13 protein-coding genes are annotated in these 16,948 nt (G+C 72.0%); 4 read left to right on the top strand and 9 right to left on the bottom strand.

From position 1 onward, the window contains the following. Positions 1-52: 52 nt before the first annotated feature. The 4 genes from FRAQA3DRAFT_RS09770 to FRAQA3DRAFT_RS09780 all read left to right on the top strand — a co-directional run bounded on the left by FRAQA3DRAFT_RS09770 (position 53) and on the right by FRAQA3DRAFT_RS09780 (position 3,734). On the top strand, positions 53-709 hold the full coding sequence (locus FRAQA3DRAFT_RS09770) for a TetR/AcrR family transcriptional regulator (RefSeq protein WP_009738895.1): 657 nt from the start codon (positions 53-55) through the stop codon (positions 707-709). Positions 710-866: 157 nt separating this feature from the next. Beyond that, complete coding sequence (locus FRAQA3DRAFT_RS09775) at positions 867-1,133, top strand: hypothetical protein (RefSeq protein ID WP_232291991.1); 267 nt, start codon at positions 867-869, stop codon at positions 1,131-1,133. Between the two features lie 2 nt (positions 1,134-1,135). Beyond that, positions 1,136-1,351, top strand: coding sequence for an SUMF1/EgtB/PvdO family nonheme iron enzyme (locus FRAQA3DRAFT_RS38610; protein ID WP_369809407.1), 216 nt, complete (start codon positions 1,136-1,138; stop codon positions 1,349-1,351). 508 nt (positions 1,352-1,859) lie between these two features. After that, the gene (locus FRAQA3DRAFT_RS09780; RefSeq protein ID WP_232291992.1) at positions 1,860-3,734 is read left to right on the top strand and encodes a hypothetical protein; all 1,875 of its coding nucleotides are present in this window, start codon (positions 1,860-1,862) and stop codon (positions 3,732-3,734) included. A gap of 95 nt (positions 3,735-3,829) precedes the next feature. On the opposite strand, the gene FRAQA3DRAFT_RS09785 is transcribed toward FRAQA3DRAFT_RS09780, so the two are convergent. From FRAQA3DRAFT_RS09785 to FRAQA3DRAFT_RS09825, 9 genes are all read right to left on the bottom strand, one after another. Continuing rightward, positions 3,830-6,295, bottom strand: a complete 2,466-nt coding sequence (locus FRAQA3DRAFT_RS09785) for an FdhF/YdeP family oxidoreductase (protein WP_009738897.1) — start codon at positions 6,293-6,295, stop codon at positions 3,830-3,832. Positions 6,296-6,618: 323 nt separating this feature from the next. Beyond that, positions 6,619-7,476: an enoyl-CoA hydratase gene (locus FRAQA3DRAFT_RS09790; RefSeq protein ID WP_009738898.1), complete on the bottom strand. Its 858-nt coding sequence runs from the start codon at positions 7,474-7,476 to the stop codon at positions 6,619-6,621. Further along, complete coding sequence (gene mmsB, locus FRAQA3DRAFT_RS09795) at positions 7,469-8,401, bottom strand: 3-hydroxyisobutyrate dehydrogenase (protein WP_369809455.1); 933 nt, start codon at positions 8,399-8,401, stop codon at positions 7,469-7,471. The genes FRAQA3DRAFT_RS09790 and mmsB overlap by 8 nt, the downstream gene beginning before the upstream one ends. A gap of 38 nt (positions 8,402-8,439) precedes the next feature. Next, positions 8,440-9,507, bottom strand: coding sequence for an enoyl-CoA hydratase/isomerase family protein (locus FRAQA3DRAFT_RS09800; RefSeq protein WP_009738900.1), 1,068 nt, complete (start codon positions 9,505-9,507; stop codon positions 8,440-8,442). Then, positions 9,504-10,643 carry an acyl-CoA dehydrogenase family protein gene (locus FRAQA3DRAFT_RS09805; RefSeq protein ID WP_009738901.1) on the bottom strand — a complete coding sequence of 380 codons (1,140 nt, stop codon included), beginning with the start codon at positions 10,641-10,643 and terminating at the stop codon, positions 9,504-9,506. The genes FRAQA3DRAFT_RS09800 and FRAQA3DRAFT_RS09805 overlap by 4 nt, the downstream gene beginning before the upstream one ends. Positions 10,644-10,653: 10 nt before the next feature. Further along, complete coding sequence (locus FRAQA3DRAFT_RS09810; RefSeq protein WP_035922670.1) at positions 10,654-12,153, bottom strand: CoA-acylating methylmalonate-semialdehyde dehydrogenase; 1,500 nt, start codon at positions 12,151-12,153, stop codon at positions 10,654-10,656. An 81-nt stretch (positions 12,154-12,234) separates the two neighbouring features. Further along, positions 12,235-14,064 carry an acyclic terpene utilization AtuA family protein gene (locus tag FRAQA3DRAFT_RS09815; protein WP_009738903.1) on the bottom strand — a complete coding sequence of 610 codons (1,830 nt, stop codon included), beginning with the start codon at positions 14,062-14,064 and terminating at the stop codon, positions 12,235-12,237. After that, a complete protein-coding gene (locus FRAQA3DRAFT_RS09820) occupies positions 14,064-14,831 on the bottom strand; it encodes an enoyl-CoA hydratase-related protein (protein ID WP_009738904.1) in 768 nt (255 codons plus the stop codon). The genes FRAQA3DRAFT_RS09815 and FRAQA3DRAFT_RS09820 overlap by 1 nt, the downstream gene beginning before the upstream one ends. Continuing rightward, positions 14,828-16,939, bottom strand: a complete 2,112-nt coding sequence (locus FRAQA3DRAFT_RS09825; protein ID WP_051054242.1) for a biotin carboxylase N-terminal domain-containing protein — start codon at positions 16,937-16,939, stop codon at positions 14,828-14,830. Before FRAQA3DRAFT_RS09825 ends, FRAQA3DRAFT_RS09820 begins: the two co-directional genes overlap by 4 nt. Positions 16,940-16,948 lie beyond the last annotated feature (9 nt).

A 16,948-nucleotide genomic window follows, 5' to 3' on the forward strand; every position in this document is an offset into this window, starting at 1 on the left:
GTGTAGCGCTACAACCGTAGCGTAAAAGGTGTCCGGTTACGATGGCCCGGCGATGGACACGACCCCGACCCCGCTCCCCACGCCGGACCCGAGCGCCGCCGCCCGTCGCCGGCCCAACGCGCGCGGGCAGGGCGAACGGTTGCGCGAGGAGATCGTTTCTGCCGCCGTACGGATGCTCGATCAGCTCGCCGACGACGAAGCCCTGTCCCTGCGTGCCGTGGCGCGCGCGGTGTCGATCGCGGCCACATCGGTCTACCTGTACTTTCCCGACCGCGACGCGCTCGTGCTGGCGGCCATGCGGCGCTGTCACGAGGAGCTGGTCCGCACGGGCGACGAGGCCGACGCCGCGCACGAGGACCCGGCGGCCCGGCTACGCGCACGCATCCTGGCGCAGGCCGCGTGGGCGCGAGAACACCCCGGCCTCTACAAGGTGCTACACGAGAGCAAGGTCAGCCGGCTGCATGGAATGCCGTTCAAGGAGGTACTCATCGCGCGCACCACGGCGGCGGTGCAGCGTTGCATGGACGCCGGAATCGCGCCGCCCGACGACGCGACCACCGTCGCGATCGACCTCCGGACCGCCGTGAACGGAATGTTGACGCAGCGCATCAACGAACCCGACCTGCCCTGGCCGCCGGCCGTCGAACAGCTCGACCGCTTTCTCGCCAAAATCGTCGGGCTCACCGACCCCGACGGCCGCCGCCGTTGACGTCGGGACAGCTGAGCCGTGCCTGCCGGTGCCGAGCGCGGTGGAACCCGGCGCCACCGGACGCGGCAGGGCCGCATCCACCGCGGCGTCCGGCCACCCAGGTCATGGGAGAATCGCGCTGCCGGAATGGGACCGGCGTTCGGGACGGGCACAAGCGATGCGGATAGAACCAGCGGACGACGCCATGTTCCGCGAGCACGACACCTGGCGTTACGACCCACCCTACGACTTCTACAGTAGCGACGGCCTACCCGTGAAGAATCCCGAGCGTTTCTTCGCCGCGCGCGACGACGATGGCGCCCTCATCGGCTTCTACTTCTTCGAGCTGCACGGCGATGCGCTGTTCTACGGGTCTCAATTTACCAAGGACATTCTTTCCCGGTCGGTTCCCTACCGGCCGGCGCCAGCGCCTTTGACGTTCTAGATATGGCCGGGAAAGTGGACGAATGGAAATTGACCGTGTACAGTCCTTACCCTGGGTCGCCGAAAGATGTTCCGGCCACCGAAGACTGGGCGGTAGATCCACATGTAACGCGAGGTGGTGACTACCAACACCATCGCGATCTTGTTCGTTGCGCTCGACGTCACGGCGTTTATGCGCCACGGAAAGAGGCCGGTTCTCGACTTTCTTTTTCAGGCTAACAATTGGCTCTTGCGGGCGCCCGGAGCTCCTCGGGTCTCTCTCGTGGTCTTCGGTCCACCGCTGCGCTTCGGCTGCCGGCTCATCCCGTCGGCCTGCGCCGGCAGCTCGGCCGTCTGGTCAGGTCGAGACGCGACTAACCGCCTGCGGGGGCACTGTTGCATCTGGCCGCGGCCCGACGGTTCTTCACTCGGGCGCTGTCCCACGGCCAGGAGCCGGCCGATCTGATCAGCCGTTGGGTAGGGCGCGTCATGCCGTGACTCCGCGCAACAGCCCGGCCGCGATTATCGGGCCCGTCGGATTGGCCGCGGTCCTTGGTGTCGTCGGTCTCGTCGACGCACTGCAAGTCCGATCCGCCAGATAGCCGTGGCGCGGCAGGCGCTACGGTAGCCGCCAGGCCGAGCGCGGCCGATGTCTCCTCGGCCGACCCGCGTTGGGGTGTGATAGTTGAAGGTCGCAGACCGAGTCGGTTCCGGGCCGGGTAATCGATCCGGGCACCGGTGGCTGGTGGTGGGAGTGGCTGCGGCCGGGATGATCTTCTCATCGCTCGGGCTGCTGGTCGCCGTGGTCATGCCGCCCTTCATCAGCGCCGACGAAGCGCAGCACACCGCGTACGCGCTTGACGTGGCCGACGGATCGTTGCCCGTGCTGGACTCACCCGTGCGCTCCCTCATCCCGGGCATGCCGGGGCTGCCGGCCGACTGCCGCGCATCACCCCGGCAGACCCGGGCCGCGGTGAACACGCGCGCCGACCGCCTTTGCGGGCAGCGGCTCCGCCGGCCGCTGACGAACTTCGATCTTGTCTACACCGCGAACCATCCGCCGTTGTTCTACGCGGTCGAGGCCGTCCCGCTTCGGGCGGGCATCGCGTTGGATCACCCGCTGGCCGGTTTCCGTGCCGCCCGAGGAATCAACGTGGCGCTCGGGGTGACCGTCCTGATCGCGACGTCGGCCCTGGTCCGGGGCGTGCTGCCGAGGCGACCGGCCGTCGCGGTCGGCGCGGCGGCGATCACCGGCGTTGTCGGCCTGTTCGTGTTCCCGTCCGGGCAGGTCTACAACGACACGATGGCCGTGGCGACCATCACCGGTCTGCTCGCGGTGACCGTCGCGATCGCGCGCCGGGGACCGGGGCCGCGAACGTTACTGGCGCTCGCGGTGCTCGGCCCGGCCGCCGCGGCCAGCCGGGCGAGCGGGGCGGTGGCGTTCCTGGCCGTCGTTCCGGCCGTCGGTGTCGCCGTCGCGGCGCATACAGCCGGCCGCTCGGCCCGGCGAGCCGGCCGTGCCTTGGCCGTGGCCGGTGGGCTCACCGCGCTGACTTTCGCCGCGACCGGCTGGTTCTACCTGCGCAACATGCACCGGTACGGCGATCCCACCGCCTTCGGCCGGATCTCCGCCATGCTTCCGATTCGAGGGCCGCGGCTGTCGGCCCAGCAGGTGGCGCGCGACCCCGATTTCTGGTGGAACGTCTATCGCGGCTTCTTTGGTCGTGTCTCCCTACTGACTGGCTACACCGAGAAGATCGCCGTCGGGTTCGCGATCGTCGCCGGTGCGGGTGTGGTGGCTGCGGTGGTACGGGGTCTGACCGCACGGATCCTGGCCGCCCGGGCCCCGGGCTCCCGGGCGATCGGTGCCCAGGTGTCCGGCGGTGGGGTGTCCGGCGGTGGGGTGTCCGGCGGTGGGGTGTCCGGCGGTGGGGTGTCCGGCGGTGGGGTGTCCGGCGGTGGGGTGTCCGGCGGTGGGACGCGGGAGAGCAGCCCGCCGGAGCCGGAGCCGGAGCCGCGTCAGCCGGGTGCTCGGCTGGCCGAGAGCATCATCTGGATCCTGCTTGCCGTGCACTGCCTGCTCGTCGTCGCCACGCTGGTGGGATACGCGGCCGCCGGCGGCGCGGCGTTCGCCCGTTACCTGCTGCCGATGCTGCCGGTGCTCGCGTTCGTCGTCGCGTTCTCCTGCTGGTCGCTCCCGCTGGGACGGCGGGGGCTGCCGACGGTCGTGCTCGTCGCGGCGCTCGTCATGCTCACCGTGGTGATGATCAGCCGTGAACTGGCGTGGAGGAATCCCGCGCTCGCGCCCCTCACGACGGTGGACCGGCTGCGGACCGCGTGGGCGGCCGAGGCTCCCGGGCCGCCCGATCTCGTACTGTCCGGTCTGGCGGGATTCGCCCTGGTCGGCGGTTTCCTGCTGGCCGTCGCCCTATGGAAGCTCGGCGACCCGCCGGTAGACGGCGGCGGTGAGTTCGGCGGTACGCCGCCACGTGAAGCCGCGTGCGAGGGCCCGGCCGGCGGTGTCGCCGGGGTCGTGGAGCGACGCCAGGATCGCCTCGAAGAGATCGTCGGCGAAGAAATCCCGGTCGGATCCGTTGCATCCGCCGATCCGATTCGATCTTGACCGCACGACATGATGATCTCACCCGATCGCGCGCATCGGCCCCGCGCCGGGCGCGGCCCGGCGTTCGACCGGCCGGGGCCTGGCCCAGGCCGGCTTCAGCGCCCGGTCCGCGCGTCTGTCCCGGGCGCGTCTGTCCCGGGCGCGTCGACATGTGGCTCCAGCCGGATGACCAGCGACTTCGATGTCGGGGTGTTGCTGCGGGCGGCGGTGGAGTCCAGCGGGACCAGCACGTTGGTCTCCGGGAAGTAGGCGGCGGCGCAGCCCCGCGCGGTCGGGTACGCCACCGCCCGGAAGTTCTCCGCCCGCCGTTCCCCGTCCGTCCAGACGCCGACCAGATCGACGTGCGCGCCGTCGGCGAGCCCGAGCGCGGCGAGGTCGTCCGGGTGGACGAACACGACGCGCCGCCCCCGGCGGACCCCGCGGTAACGGTCGTCCATCCCATAGATCGTCGTGTTGTACTGGTCATGCGAGCGCACGGTCTGCAACAGCAGGTGCCCCGCCGGCACGCGCAGCACCTCGCAGACGTTCGCGGTGAACGCCGCCCGCCCGTCCGGCGTCGGGAAGGTGCGGCTGTCGCGCGGCGGATGCGGAAGCCGGAAGCCGCCGGGTGCGGCGAGCCGGGCGTCGTAGTCGTCGAAGCCGGGCACGACGCGGGCGATGTGGCCGCGGATGCGCCGGTAGTCCGCGGCCAGCCCCGCCCAGTCCACCGACCCGCCGCCCACCGCGGTCGCCGTCCCGACCGGCGCCGGGCGGGCCGCCCGGTGGGCGAGGGTGGCCTCGGCGAGGCCACAGACGATCGCGACCTCCGAGCGCAGGTCCACCCCGGCCGGGGCGAGCGTGCCGCGGGAGGCGTGCACCATGCCCATCGAGTCCTCGACGCTGACCTGCTGCGGCCCGCCGGCCCGCACGTCAACCTCGGTGCGCCCCAGCGTCGGCAGGATCAGCGCCGCCCGGCCCGTCACCGCATGCGAGCGGTTCAGCGTCGTCGACACCTGCACCGTCAGCCGGCAGGCGCGCATCGCCGCCTCGGTCACCGCCGAGTCGGGGGTGGCGGCGACGAAGTTCCCACCCAGGCCGAGGAACACCTTCACCCGGCCGTCGCGCATCGCCCGGATCGTCTCCACCACGTCATGGCCATGCGCACGCGGCGGAGCGAAGTCGAACTCGGCACCGAGCGCGTCGAGGAACGCGTCGGGCATCTTCTCCCAGATCCCCATCGTGCGATCACCCTGAACGTTGGAATGGCCACGCACCGGACACACTCCCGCCCCCGGCCGGCCGATGTTCCCCCGCAACAGCAGGAAGTTCACCACCTCCTGGATCGTCGCGACCGCGTTCGCATGCTGGGTCAGACCCATCGCCCAGCACACCACCACCCGCTCCGCGGCCAGCACCCGGCGGGCCAGCTCGTCGATCTCGGCGGCGGCGAGCCCCGTCGCCGCGGCGATGTCCGCCTCGGACAGATGGCCACGAACATGCGCGGCGAACTCCGCGAAACCGGTGGTGTGCTCAGCCAGGAAAGCATGATCGAGCACCGTGCCCGGAGCCGCGTCCTCCGCCGCCAACAGCCGCCGCGACAACGCCTGGAACAGCGCCATGTCACCGTTGAGACGGATCTGCAGGAACTGGTCGGCCAACGCCGTGCCACGCCCCAAAACCCCCCGCGCATGCTGCGGATTACGGAAACGCAGCAGCCCCGCCTCCGGCAACGGGTTCACCGCGACGATGCTGCCCCCGGCCCGCTTCACCCGCTCCAACGAGCTGAGCATCCGCGGATGATTCGTCCCCGGATTCTGACCCACCACCAGCACCAGATCCGCCGACTCCAGATCCGCCAACGTCACCGACCCCTTACCCACCCCGATCGTCGACGTCAACGCCGCCCCCGACGACTCATGACACATGTTCGAACAGTCCGGCAGGTTGTTCGTCCCGAACATCCGCGCGAACAACTGCCACACGAACGCCGCCTCGTTGCTGGTGCGCCCCGACGTGTAGAACGCTGCCTCGTCCGGGCTGTCGAGTGCCGCCAGCTCGGCGGCGACGATCCCGAACGCCTCCTCCCAGCCAACCGGGACGTAATGATCCGCACCCGGCGCCCGGTACACCGGCTCCACGATCCGCCCCCGGCTACCCAGCCAGTGGCCCGAGCGGCCGGCGAGGTCGGACACCGGATGCGCGGCGAAGAACTCCCGCGTCACCCGGCTACGCGTCGCCTCCTCCGCCACCGCCTTCGCGCCGTTCTCGCAGAACTCGACCACCGACCGCTCCCCCGGCGCCGGCTCCGGCCAGGCGCAGCCCGGACAGTCGAACCCGTGATCCTGGTTGACCAGCCGCAACGTCCGCACCGCCCGGCGCGGCCCCATCCGCTCCCACGCCTGCCCCAGCGCGTGCCCCACCCCCGCCAGCCCCGCCGCCGCCGACGCCGGCGCCCCCACCCGCAACCGGGCGTCGTCATCCCCGTCACCGGACGCCCGCGCAGTGTCCGCCGTGCCGGTCACGCCGGTCGGCTGCTCCGCCGCCGGCCCGTCCGTGCCGGCCTCGCCATCCTTGGCCACCATGCCCATCCTCTCCGCCGCCACGGGGCGCTCGCCGCTGCGCCGCCCAGGCACCGTCTCATCCCGCGACCGGGGTGGGAGTGTCCGGGGCCAGCAATGGTCAGGTTCTCAGGGTGGGCCTGCTTTCGTCGAAGGCCGAGCCGGCGAACTGGCCGCCGAGGGAGGCCAGCGACACCCTCAGCGCCGATCCCGGCCACGACCGTCGTCGCCGTCAGCGCAGAGAACGCCGCGATCACCTCTCCCACGACCCCCGGAGGCGGCCAGCACGACGGCCCCGACGCACAGGGCCGCTCCGGGGATGCGCGCCCATCGGCAACACGCGGGCGTCAGACGTTGCGGAAGACCGGTGGCCGCTTCTCGACGAACGCGGCCATACCCTCCTTCTGGTCGGCGGTCGCGAAGGTGGAATGGAACAGGCGGCGCTCGAACAGGATGCCCTCGGTGAGCGTTGTCTCGAAGGCGCGGTCGACCGCCTCCGTGACCATCACCGCCGCCGGCGCCGACACTGCGGCGATCTTCCCGGCCACCGCCAGGGCCTCGTCCAACAGGTCCGCGGCGGGAACGATCCGCGAGACGAGCCCGGCGCGCTCGGCCTCGTCGGCGTCCATCATGCGGCCGGTCAGGCACAGGTCCATCGCCTTCGCCTTGCCCACCGCGCGGGTCAGCCGCTGCGAGCCCCCCATGCCGGGAATCACCCCGAGGGTGATCTCCGGCTGGCCGAACTTCGCGGTGTCCGCGGCGAGCAGCACGTCGCACATCATCGCCAGTTCGCAGCCGCCACCCAGCGCGTACCCGGCGACCGCGGCGATCAGCGGAGTACGCACCCTGGTCAGGGCGTCCCAGCCGGCGAACCAGTCGGCCGCGTAGACGTCGCTGAAGCTCTTCGGCTGCATCTCCTTGATGTCCGCCCCGGCGGCGAACGCCTTCGCCGAACCGGTGAGGACGATCGCCCCGACCGACGGGTCACGGTCCAGCTCCGCCGCGGCCGCGATGACCTCCCCCATCACTCGGAGGTTGAGGGCGTTCAGCGCCTTCGGCCGGTTGAGGGTGATCAGGGCGACGCGGGGACGGGGCCGATCGACGGCGATGGTCTCGTAACCGTTGCTCTCGGGCACGCCGGTGGTTGCCTCCACGCCGGTGGCTCCGGCGTCGACGGTTCCAGCGGCGCCGTTCGCGTTAGTCATCTGCGGTTTCCTCGTCGTGGCGGGCGCCCACGGCGCCCTCGCGGATGGCGGTGATGACGGCCGAGAAGTCCCGTCCCGGACCGTCCGCGCGGACGAAGTCCGCGTAGATCTCGGCGGCGGTGCGCCCCAGCAGCGTCCGCACCCCTTCGGCGTCGGCGGCCGACCGGGCGAGCCGGAGATCCTTGAGCATCAGACCGGAGGCGAAGCCGCCGCCGTAGGCCCGGTTGGCGGGGCTGGTCGGCACCGGCCCGGGGACGGGACAGTTGGTCGTCAGGGCCCAGCACTGCCCGGACGCGGTGGAGGCGACGTCGAACAGGGCCTGGTCGGTGAGGCCGAGACGTTCACCGAGGACGAACGCCTCGCTCACCGCGATCATCGAAATGCCGAGGATCATGTTGTTGCAGATCTTGGCGGCCTGACCGGCCCCGGACGCTCCGCAGTGGATCGCCCGTGAGCCCATCGCGCGCAGCAGCGGTTCGGCCGAGGCGGCGGACGCCGGGTCCCCCCCGACCATGAACGTCAGAGTCGCCGCCTCGGCGCCGACCACGCCGCCGGAGACCGGCGCGTCGATGCCGCGGCCTCCCGCCTCGATCACCATGGCGGCGGCGGCCCGCGCGTCGGCGACGTCGATGGTGGAGCAGTCGATGAACAGGGTTCCCGGCCCGACCGCGGGGAGGATCTCCCGGTAGCAGTCCAGGACGTGGCGGCCGCTGGGCAGCATGGTGATGACGATCTCGGCGCCCCGGGCGGCGTCGGCGGCGCTCGCGGCGGTGCCGACGGCGGCACTCGCGGCCCGCGCGACCGCCTCCGGCACCGGGTCGAACCCGGTCACCGACGCGCCGGCCCGCACGAGGTTGACCGCCATGGGCCGGCCCATGTTGCCCAGGCCGAGGAAGGCGATTCTCCGGTCGGCGAGTTCGGTGATGTCGACCTTCTCGTCGACCTCGTCGACCTCGTCGGCGCTCACCGGTGTGCTCCCCACTCGGTGAGTCCAAGTCCGAGCTCGTGTTCACCGAGCGGCGCGAAGAAGTCGGCGACGAGGCCGTCGCCGACGTCCGCCGGCCTGCGCGGAGACCAGTGCGGGTTGCGGTCCTTGTCGATGATCTGCGCCCGGATGCCCTCCGCCAGGTCGGGCGAGTGCAGGCAGGCGCTGGAGACCCGGAACTCCTGGTCGAGCGCCGCCTCGAGGGTCGGCAGCCCGGCGGCGAGCCGCAGCGCGCGCAGGGTGACCTTGAGCGCGGTCGGGGACTTGCACCCGATCTCCTTGGCCGTGGACGCGGCCTCCTGCCCACCCTCGCCGAGCCGAACCAGGATCTCCTCGACCGTCGGCGCGGCGTAGCAGGCGTCGATCCACCCGGCCTGGGCGGCGAGATCGCTCGCCGGGGCCGGTTCGGCGAACGCCGCCACGACGCTCGCCGGCTCGTCGCCGTCCCGCCCGCCGCGGCCCAGGGCATCGGCCAGGGCATCGAGCCGGTGGCTGGGCACGAAATGGTCGGCGAGTCCACAGTGAATCGCGTCGGCACCGGTGAGCTGGGTGGTCGTGAGCGCGGCGTGGAGGCCCAGTTCACCCGGCGCCCGGGACAGCAGGTAGGTGCCGCCGACGTCCGGGACGAACCCGATACCGACCTCGGGCATGGCGAGGCGGGAACGTTCCGTCACGACGCGCAGCGCGCCGTGCGCGGAAACCCCGACCCCGCCGCCCATCACCAGCCCGTCCATGAACGCCACATACGGCTTCGGGTACCGGTGGATGCGCGCGTTGAGCCGGTACTCCTCGGCCCAGAAGTCCAGCGAACCGGTACCCCCGGACCGGGCGTCGTCGTAGATCGCGCGGATGTCACCCCCGGCGCACAGTCCCCGGTCCCCGGCGCCCTCGATCAGCACAGCGCGGATCCGGGAGTCGTGCTCCCAGCCGTCGAGCACGTCCGTGATGGTCCGCACCATGCCATGGGTCAGCGCGTTGATGGCGCGGGGCCGGTTCAGCGTTAGCCGGCCCAGGCCACCCTGAACCGCGACCAGCACGTCGGTCATTGCGCCGCCGCCAGCATCGAACGGGACACGATGACCCGCATGATCTCGTTCGTTCCTTCCAGGATCTGGTGGACCCGCAGATCGCGGACGATCTTCTCCAGGCCGTACTCGCTCAGATATCCGTAGCCGCCGTGCAGTTGCAGGGCCTGGTTCGCGACCTCGAATCCGGTGTCGGTCACGAAGCGTTTCGCCATCGCGCACAGCGGGGTGGCGTCACGCTCACCGGCGTCCAGCGCGGCCGCGGCGCGCCACAGCAGGGTGCGCGCGGCCTCCAACCCGGTGCGCATGTCCGCCAGCCGGAAGCGCAACGCCTGGGCGTCGGCGAGCTTCGCGCCGAACGCCTCCCGCTCCAGCAGGTGCCGCACCGCCTTGCCCAACGCGGCCTGCGCCCCGCCGAGCGAACACGCCGAGATGTTCAGCCGCCCACCGTCCAGCGCGGACATCGCGACGGCGAACCCGCCGCCCTCGGGACCGAGCCGGCGGTCCGCCGGGATCCGCGCGCCGTCGAGGATGACCTGGCGGGTCGGCTGGGCGTTCCAGCCCATCTTCGTCTCGTTCGGGCCGAAGGACAGTCCCGGGGTCGCCCGGTCGACGACGAACGCCGATATCCCCTTCGGACCGGGACCGCCCGTGCGGGCGAGCACCACGTAGATGTCGGCGGCCCCGGCGCCGGAGATGAACTGCTTGACCCCGTCGAGGATGTAGGAGGCACCCTCGCGCCGGGCCCGCGTCGACAGGGCGGCGGCGTCGGAACCTGCTCCCGGTTCGGTCAGGCAGTAGCTGGCCAGGTGCTCCATGGAACACAGCGCCGGGACGAAGCGGGCGCGCTGCGCCGCGTCGCCATACCGGTCGATCATCGAGGTGACCATGTTGTGAATGGAGAGATAGGCGGCTATCGACGGGCACCCCGTCGCCAGCGCCTCGAAGATCACCGCGGAGTCGAGCCGACCGAGTCCGCTGCCGCCCACGTCCTCGGCGACGCAGATTCCGCCCATGCCGAGCTGCGCGGCCTTGCGGAGCACGTCGACGGGAAAGTGCTTGGTCTGGTCCCAGCGCAGCGCGTTCGGTTCGAGGTGTTCGGCGGCGAACGCGGCCGCGGTTTCGCGCAGCGCGTGCTGGGTGTCGGTGAGGATCATCGGAGGGCCGTCAGCTCATCGTCGGGATGACGAAGCTGGCGCCCTCTTTGGTGCCACCGGGCCAGCGAGAGGTGACGGTCTTGGTCTTCGTGTAGAACCGGATCGCATCGGGACCGTGCTGGTTGAGATCCCCGAAACCGGACCGTTTCCAGCCGCCGAAGGTGTGATAGGCGATCGGGACCGGGATCGGCACGTTCACCCCGACCATGCCGGTGTTGACGCGGCTGGTGAAATCTCGGGCGGTGTCACCGTCGCGGGTGAAGATGGCGACCCCGTTGCCGTACTCGTGTTCGCTCGGCAGCCGCAGCGCCTCGGCGTAGTCCCGGGCGCGGACCACCGTGAGCACCGGGCCGAAGATCTCCTCCCGGTAGATGCGCATGTCCGGGGTGACATGGTCGAACAGCGTGCCGCCGAGGAAGAAGCCGCCCTCATGGCCGGCAACGACGTGCTCGCGACCGTCGACGACCAGGTCCGCGCCCTCCTCGACACCGCTGCGGACATAATCGCGCACCCGCTGGACGGCGGCCGCGGTGACCAGCGGGCCGAAGTCGACGCCTGCGTCGTCCGAGGCGCCGACCTTCAGGGCGCGCACCCGCGCGGCGAGCCGTTCGACGAGCGCGTCCGCCGTGGCCTCCCCGACCGGGACCGCCACCGAGATGGCCATGCACCGCTGTCCCGCGGACCCGTAACCGGCTCCGACGAGGGCGTCGACGACCTGGTCGAGGTCGGCGTCCGGCATCACGATCAGGTGGTTCTTCGCGCCGCCGAAGCACTGCGCGCGCTTGCCGTGCGCCGCCGCCGTGGCGTAGATGTACTCGGCGATCGCCGACGAACCGACGAACCCGATCGCCTGGATCCGCGGGTCGGTGAGCAGCGCGTCCACGGCCACCTTGTCGCCGTTCACCACGTTGAGCACCCCCGGCGGCAGGCCGGCGTCGGCGAAGAGCTCCGCCAGCCGCAGCGGCACCGACGGGTCGCGCTCGGACGGCTTGAGAACGAACGCATTGCCGCAGGCGATGGCCGGGGCGGCCTTCCACAACGGGATCATCGCCGGGAAGTTGAACGGGGTGATCCCGGCAACCACGCCGAGCGGCTGGCGCATCGAATAGACGTCGATCCCGGTGCCCGCGCTCGCCGAGAAATCGCCCTTGAGCAGATGCGGAATGCCGATCGCGAACTCGACCACCTCCAGGCCCCGTTCGATGTCGCCGACCGCGTCGGCGATCGTCTTACCGTGTTCGGACGACAGCAGCCGGGCCAGGCTTTCCTGCTCGGCGCGGACCAGGTCCACAAAGCGCATCAACACCCGCGCCCGGCGCTGCGGATTCCACCGCGCCCACTCGAGCTGGGCCGCGGCCGCATCGGTGATGACGGCGTCGACCTCGGCCTGCGACGCCAGCGGGACGCGGGCCTGGACCCGACCGGTGTTCGGATCGAACACGTCGCCGAATCGGCCGGATGTTCCGGGCAGCGGCTTGCCCGCCACAAAATGATGCAACTCGTTCACGATGTCAGCCACCTGATTCCCTGAGGGAGGACCGCATGACGAACAGAACCCCGTTACGTAAGCGGAACGGGACCTGAAGGGGATTCACCCGCGTACCTCCACGAGCCCGACGGGCACCTCGACGTGGCGCGAACGCACGTACTCGGCAAGCCCCTTCGCCTGCGGGTCGGGACGGGTCGCCGAGGCGACCCCCTCGCCGAGCAGGCCGACGACGACGAAGTTCACCGCCCGCAGGTTCGCGAGCTCGTAGCGCCGAACCTCCAGCCCCCGGGCCTCCGGCACCAGCTCGGCGAAGCGCCGCGCGGTCAGCTCGGCGGCGAGCCAGGCGTAGGTCTCGGCGTCGCGGGCCCAGACACCGACGTTGGCGTTGCCGCCCTTGTCCCCGGAGCGGGCGCCCACCAGCAGACCCAGCGGGACCCGTACCGTGCCACCCGGAGCACCCGGGGACGGCGGAGCACTCGGGGACGGCGGAGCACTCGGGGATGGCGTCACCGGCGACGTCCACGCAGAAGGCGCCGGGGTGGCCGGGCTGTGCGGGATGGCGATCCCGCGGCCGTCGTCGAGGATGACGCGCTGCTCCACCGCGTCCCGCCCGACGAGCGTCGGCCAGTACACGCCGTACGCGCTCTCGGCGGTCGGCGGGGTCGTCGTGTGGAAGCCGGCGTACCCGCCCAGGGCCAGCGCCATCGTCGCGTCCGAGAACGCCCGGCCCACCCGCTTCGGATCACGGTCCTTCACCGTGATCCGCAGGTGCGCCGTCGCCAGGGCGTTGTCGTCGGCGTCGGGATGGTCGAACCGCAGCAGGCGCACGTCGACGGCGTCGAACGCGTTCTCGCCGCCGAGCAGGTCGAACAGCTCCCGGCGGGCCCAGGCGGCCTTCGCCTCGATGTCGAGACCGGTCAGCACCAGCGTCATCGTGTTGCGGTAGCCGCCGAGGTAGTTCATCGCGACCTTCAACGTGCCCGGCGGGGGGCTTCCCCGGGTGCCGGAGATCCGCACCCGGTGCGGACCGGCCTGGGTCAGGCTCACCGTGTCGAAGTGTGCGACCACGTCGGGGTTCGGGTAGGCGGGCTCGGCGATCTCGTAGAGCAGCTGGGCGGTGACCGTACCGACGGACACCAGTCCGCCGGTGTCGGCGTGCTTGGTGATGACGGCCGAGCCGTCGGCGGCGACCTCGGTGATCGGGAACCCCGGATACCGCCGGTCGGTGATCTCCGCCAGGAACGAGTAGTTCCCGCCGCAGGCCTGCGGTCCGCACTCGATGACGTGGCCGGCCGCGACCGCGCCGGCGAGCCGGTCCCAGTCGGTGCGCGCCCAGCCGTGCCACCAGGCCGCCGGGCCGACGACGAGGGACGCGTCGGTCACCCGAGGGGTGACGACGACGTCCGCGCCCGCGTCCAGCGCGGCGGCGATGCCCCAGCCGCCGAGGTAGGCGTTCGCGGTCACCGGCTCCACCCCGCTCGCGGCCAGCTCGGCGAACGGACGCCCGGTATCCAGGTGCGTGAAGGACTCGCCGGCGGCCCGCAACGACCCGATCCGGTCCGTCAGGTCATCTCCGGTGACGTGGGCGACCCGAGGTGACAGGCCGAGCCCGGCGGCGACCTTGGTGACCTGTTCGGCCAGGCCCGCGGGGTTGAGGCCGCCCGCGTTGACGACGATGCGGATCCCCCGGTCCAGGCACGTGCCGAGGATCTGTTCGAGCTGGACGAGGAACGTCCGCGCGTAGCCCGCACCGGGGTCGCGCCGGCGGGCCTTCCACAGGATCAGCATCGTCAGCTCGGCGAGATAGTCGCCGGTGAGCACGTCGATCGGGCCGCCGTCGACCATGAGCCGCGCGGCGTCGACCCGGTCGCCGTAGAAGCCCGAGCAGTTGGCGATGCGGACCGCACGCCGCATCGGCTGGTCGGCGGCCATCAGCGCCCGCTCCAGACCGGCCGGCGCTTCTCGCTGAACGCCCGCGGCCCCTCCTGGGCGTCGGCGCTGAGATACACCGGCTCCCAGATCCGCTCCGCCTCGCGGTACGCCTCGGACAGGGGAAGCTGGGCGAGCAGACCGACGGTTCGCTTCGCGGCCCGCACCGACAGCGGCGCGTTGGCCGCGATCGTCTCGGCGAGTTCCCGCGCCCGACCGGCGAGGTCGGCTCCCGGGACGACCTCGTTGACGAGGCCGAGCTCGTAGGCGCGCCGGGCGGTCAACGGCTCGCCGGTGAGCAGCATCTGCATCGCGATCCGGGGCGGCAGCAGGTAGGGCAGCGGCGCGGCCCAGGGCGCCCCGCGGCCGACCTTGACCTCGGTGATCGCGAAGCTGGCATGCTCGGCGGCGACGACCAGGTCGCAGCACTGCGTCAGGAGGAATCCGCCGGCGTAGGCGACGCCGTTGACGGCGGCGACGACGGGCTTGTCGACCTCGATGTTCCGGCCGGGCTGGGGCACGTAGTCCGGTGGCGGTACCCCCAGTGCCTGGGTCGCCATCTCCTTCAGGTCGCCCCCGGCGCAGAACGCCCGATCGCCCGCGGCGGTGAGCACGAGAACGGCCGCGGCCGGATCGGTGTTGAACCTGGCGAGACCGTCCCACAGGCCCCGGCGGATCTCGGCGGAGAGCGTGTTGCGGGCCTGCGGCCGGTCGATGGTCAGCCACGCGACCCGGCCGTCGCGCCGGTAGGTGACCGCGGGCGACGTCATCGCGCCGTCCCCGCGACGGCGACGGCCTGCTCCTCGGCACCGGTCGGCGTGTCGCCCGGTGTGATGACGGCGAGGACATGCCCGCCGTCGACGGTCTGGCCGATACGCACGTCCAGCGCGCGCAGGACGCCGTCGTGCGGTGCGGTCACCGCGTGTTCCATCTTCATCGCCTCCAGAACGAGCACGACCTCTCCGGCGGTCACGGCCGCACCCCGCTCGACGGCGACCCGGACCACGGTTCCCGGCATCGGCGCGGTCAGCGATCCCGCCGCGGCGCGTGCGCCCGGCTCGACGAACCGGGGTGTCTCCCGGGCCACCGTCGACCCACCGCGACCGTCCAGGTAGACCTCCGGCCCGACGCGGTGCACCCGGACCGTCGAGCGAACGCCGTCCACGGTGAGATCGGCCTGTTCGCCGTCGAGGCGGTGCACCACCACGTCCCGTGCCCGGCCGTCGACGGTGACGTCGACCCGGTCCGCGCGCCAGCGGTACGACACCTCCACCTGGCGCCCGGCGCCGCGTTGCGATGATCCCGGGCCGGACAGCGTGAAGGCGGCCTGCTGCGGGGAGGTCGGGACGTTGCGCCAGCCGGGGGGCGCGCTCGGGAGGATCCCGTTCGCCCGGCGCTCGGCCGCCGCGGTGAGCGCGGCCGCCACCAGGTGGGTCGCGAGGACGTCGGCAGACGTCACGGGCGAACCCATCGCGACCGCGTCGTGCCGGTCGAGGTAACCGGTGTCGATGTCGCCGGAGCGGAACGCCTCGTCGCGCAGAACGGCGACGAGCAGCTCCCGGTTGGTGGTCACCCCGTGCACGCGGGTGCCGGCCAGCGCGCGGGCGAGCCGGCGGATCGCCTCGTCCCGCGTCGCGCCGTGCGCGATGACCTTGGCGAGCATCGGGTCGTAGTGGACGCCGACGACCGACCCGTCCGCGACCCCGCTGTCGACCCGAACGCCGTCGGACGCGGGCACGTCGAAGCGGTGGATCGTCCCGGTCGCCGGGAGGAATCCGGCGGGCACGTCCTCGGCGTACAGCCGGGCCTCGACGGCGTGGCCGGTGATGCGGGCGTGGCGCAGCTCGGCCGGCAGCGGCGCGCCCTGCGCGACCAGCAGCTGCGCCCGGACGAGGTCGAGCCCGGTCACCAGCTCGGTCACCGGGTGCTCGACCTGCAGCCGGGTGTTCACCTCGAGGAAGAAGAACCGCCCGCCGCGGTCGAGTACGAACTCGACGGTGCCGGCACCGACGTAGCCGATCGCCGCGGCGGCCGCGACGGCGGCGGAGCCGAGGCGCTCCCGCAGGTGTTCGTCGACCGCGACGGACGGCGCCTCCTCGATGATCTTCTGGTAGCGCCGCTGGATCGAGCACTCCCGTTCGAACAGGTGCACCACGTCGCCGTGGGCGTCGGCGAAGACCTGCACCTCGACGTGGCGGGGACGGGAAACGTAGTGCTCCAGGAACACCGTGCCGTCGCCGAACGCCGAGGCCGCCTCGCGCCGCGCACCCGCCACGGCGTCGGCGAGCGCGCGGGCGTCGCGCACGATGCGCATCCCGCGCCCACCCCCGCCGTGGACGGCCTTGACCAGCACGGGGAAGTCCAGCTCGGCCGCGGCCTTCGCCAGCCGGTCGGGCTCGGCGAGCAGCTCGTCGTCGACGATCAGACCGGGCAGGACCGGCACGCCGGCCGCGCCCATCAGTTCCTTCGCCCGGGTCTTCGACCCCATCGCCTCGATGGCCTGCGGAGGCGGTCCGACGAACACGATCCCCGCGTCCGCGCACGCCCGCGCGAAGTCCGCGTTCTCGGACAGGAAGCCGTAGCCGGGATGGACGGCGTCGGCCCCCGTCCGCAGCGCGGCGTCGATCACCAGGTCGCCACGCAGGTACGTCTCGGCCGGCGTCGCCCCGGGCAGCCGGACGGCCTCGTCGGCCGCGGCGACGAACGGGGCGCCCGCGTCGGGGTCGGAGAAGACCGCGACCGTGGCGATGTCCATCGCGTGCGCGGTCCGGATGATCCGGACGGCGATCTCGCCCCGGTTCGCGACCAGCAGTTTTGTGATCACTCGGCCCCCTGGGATCGCTCGGCTCTCTGATGTCGCCGGGCTCGGTGGTGTCATCGAGCGCAA

It is taken from the genome of Frankia sp. QA3 (assembly GCF_000262465.1).
In the GTDB taxonomy this organism is placed as follows: Bacteria; Actinomycetota; Actinomycetes; order Frankiales; family Frankiaceae; genus Frankia.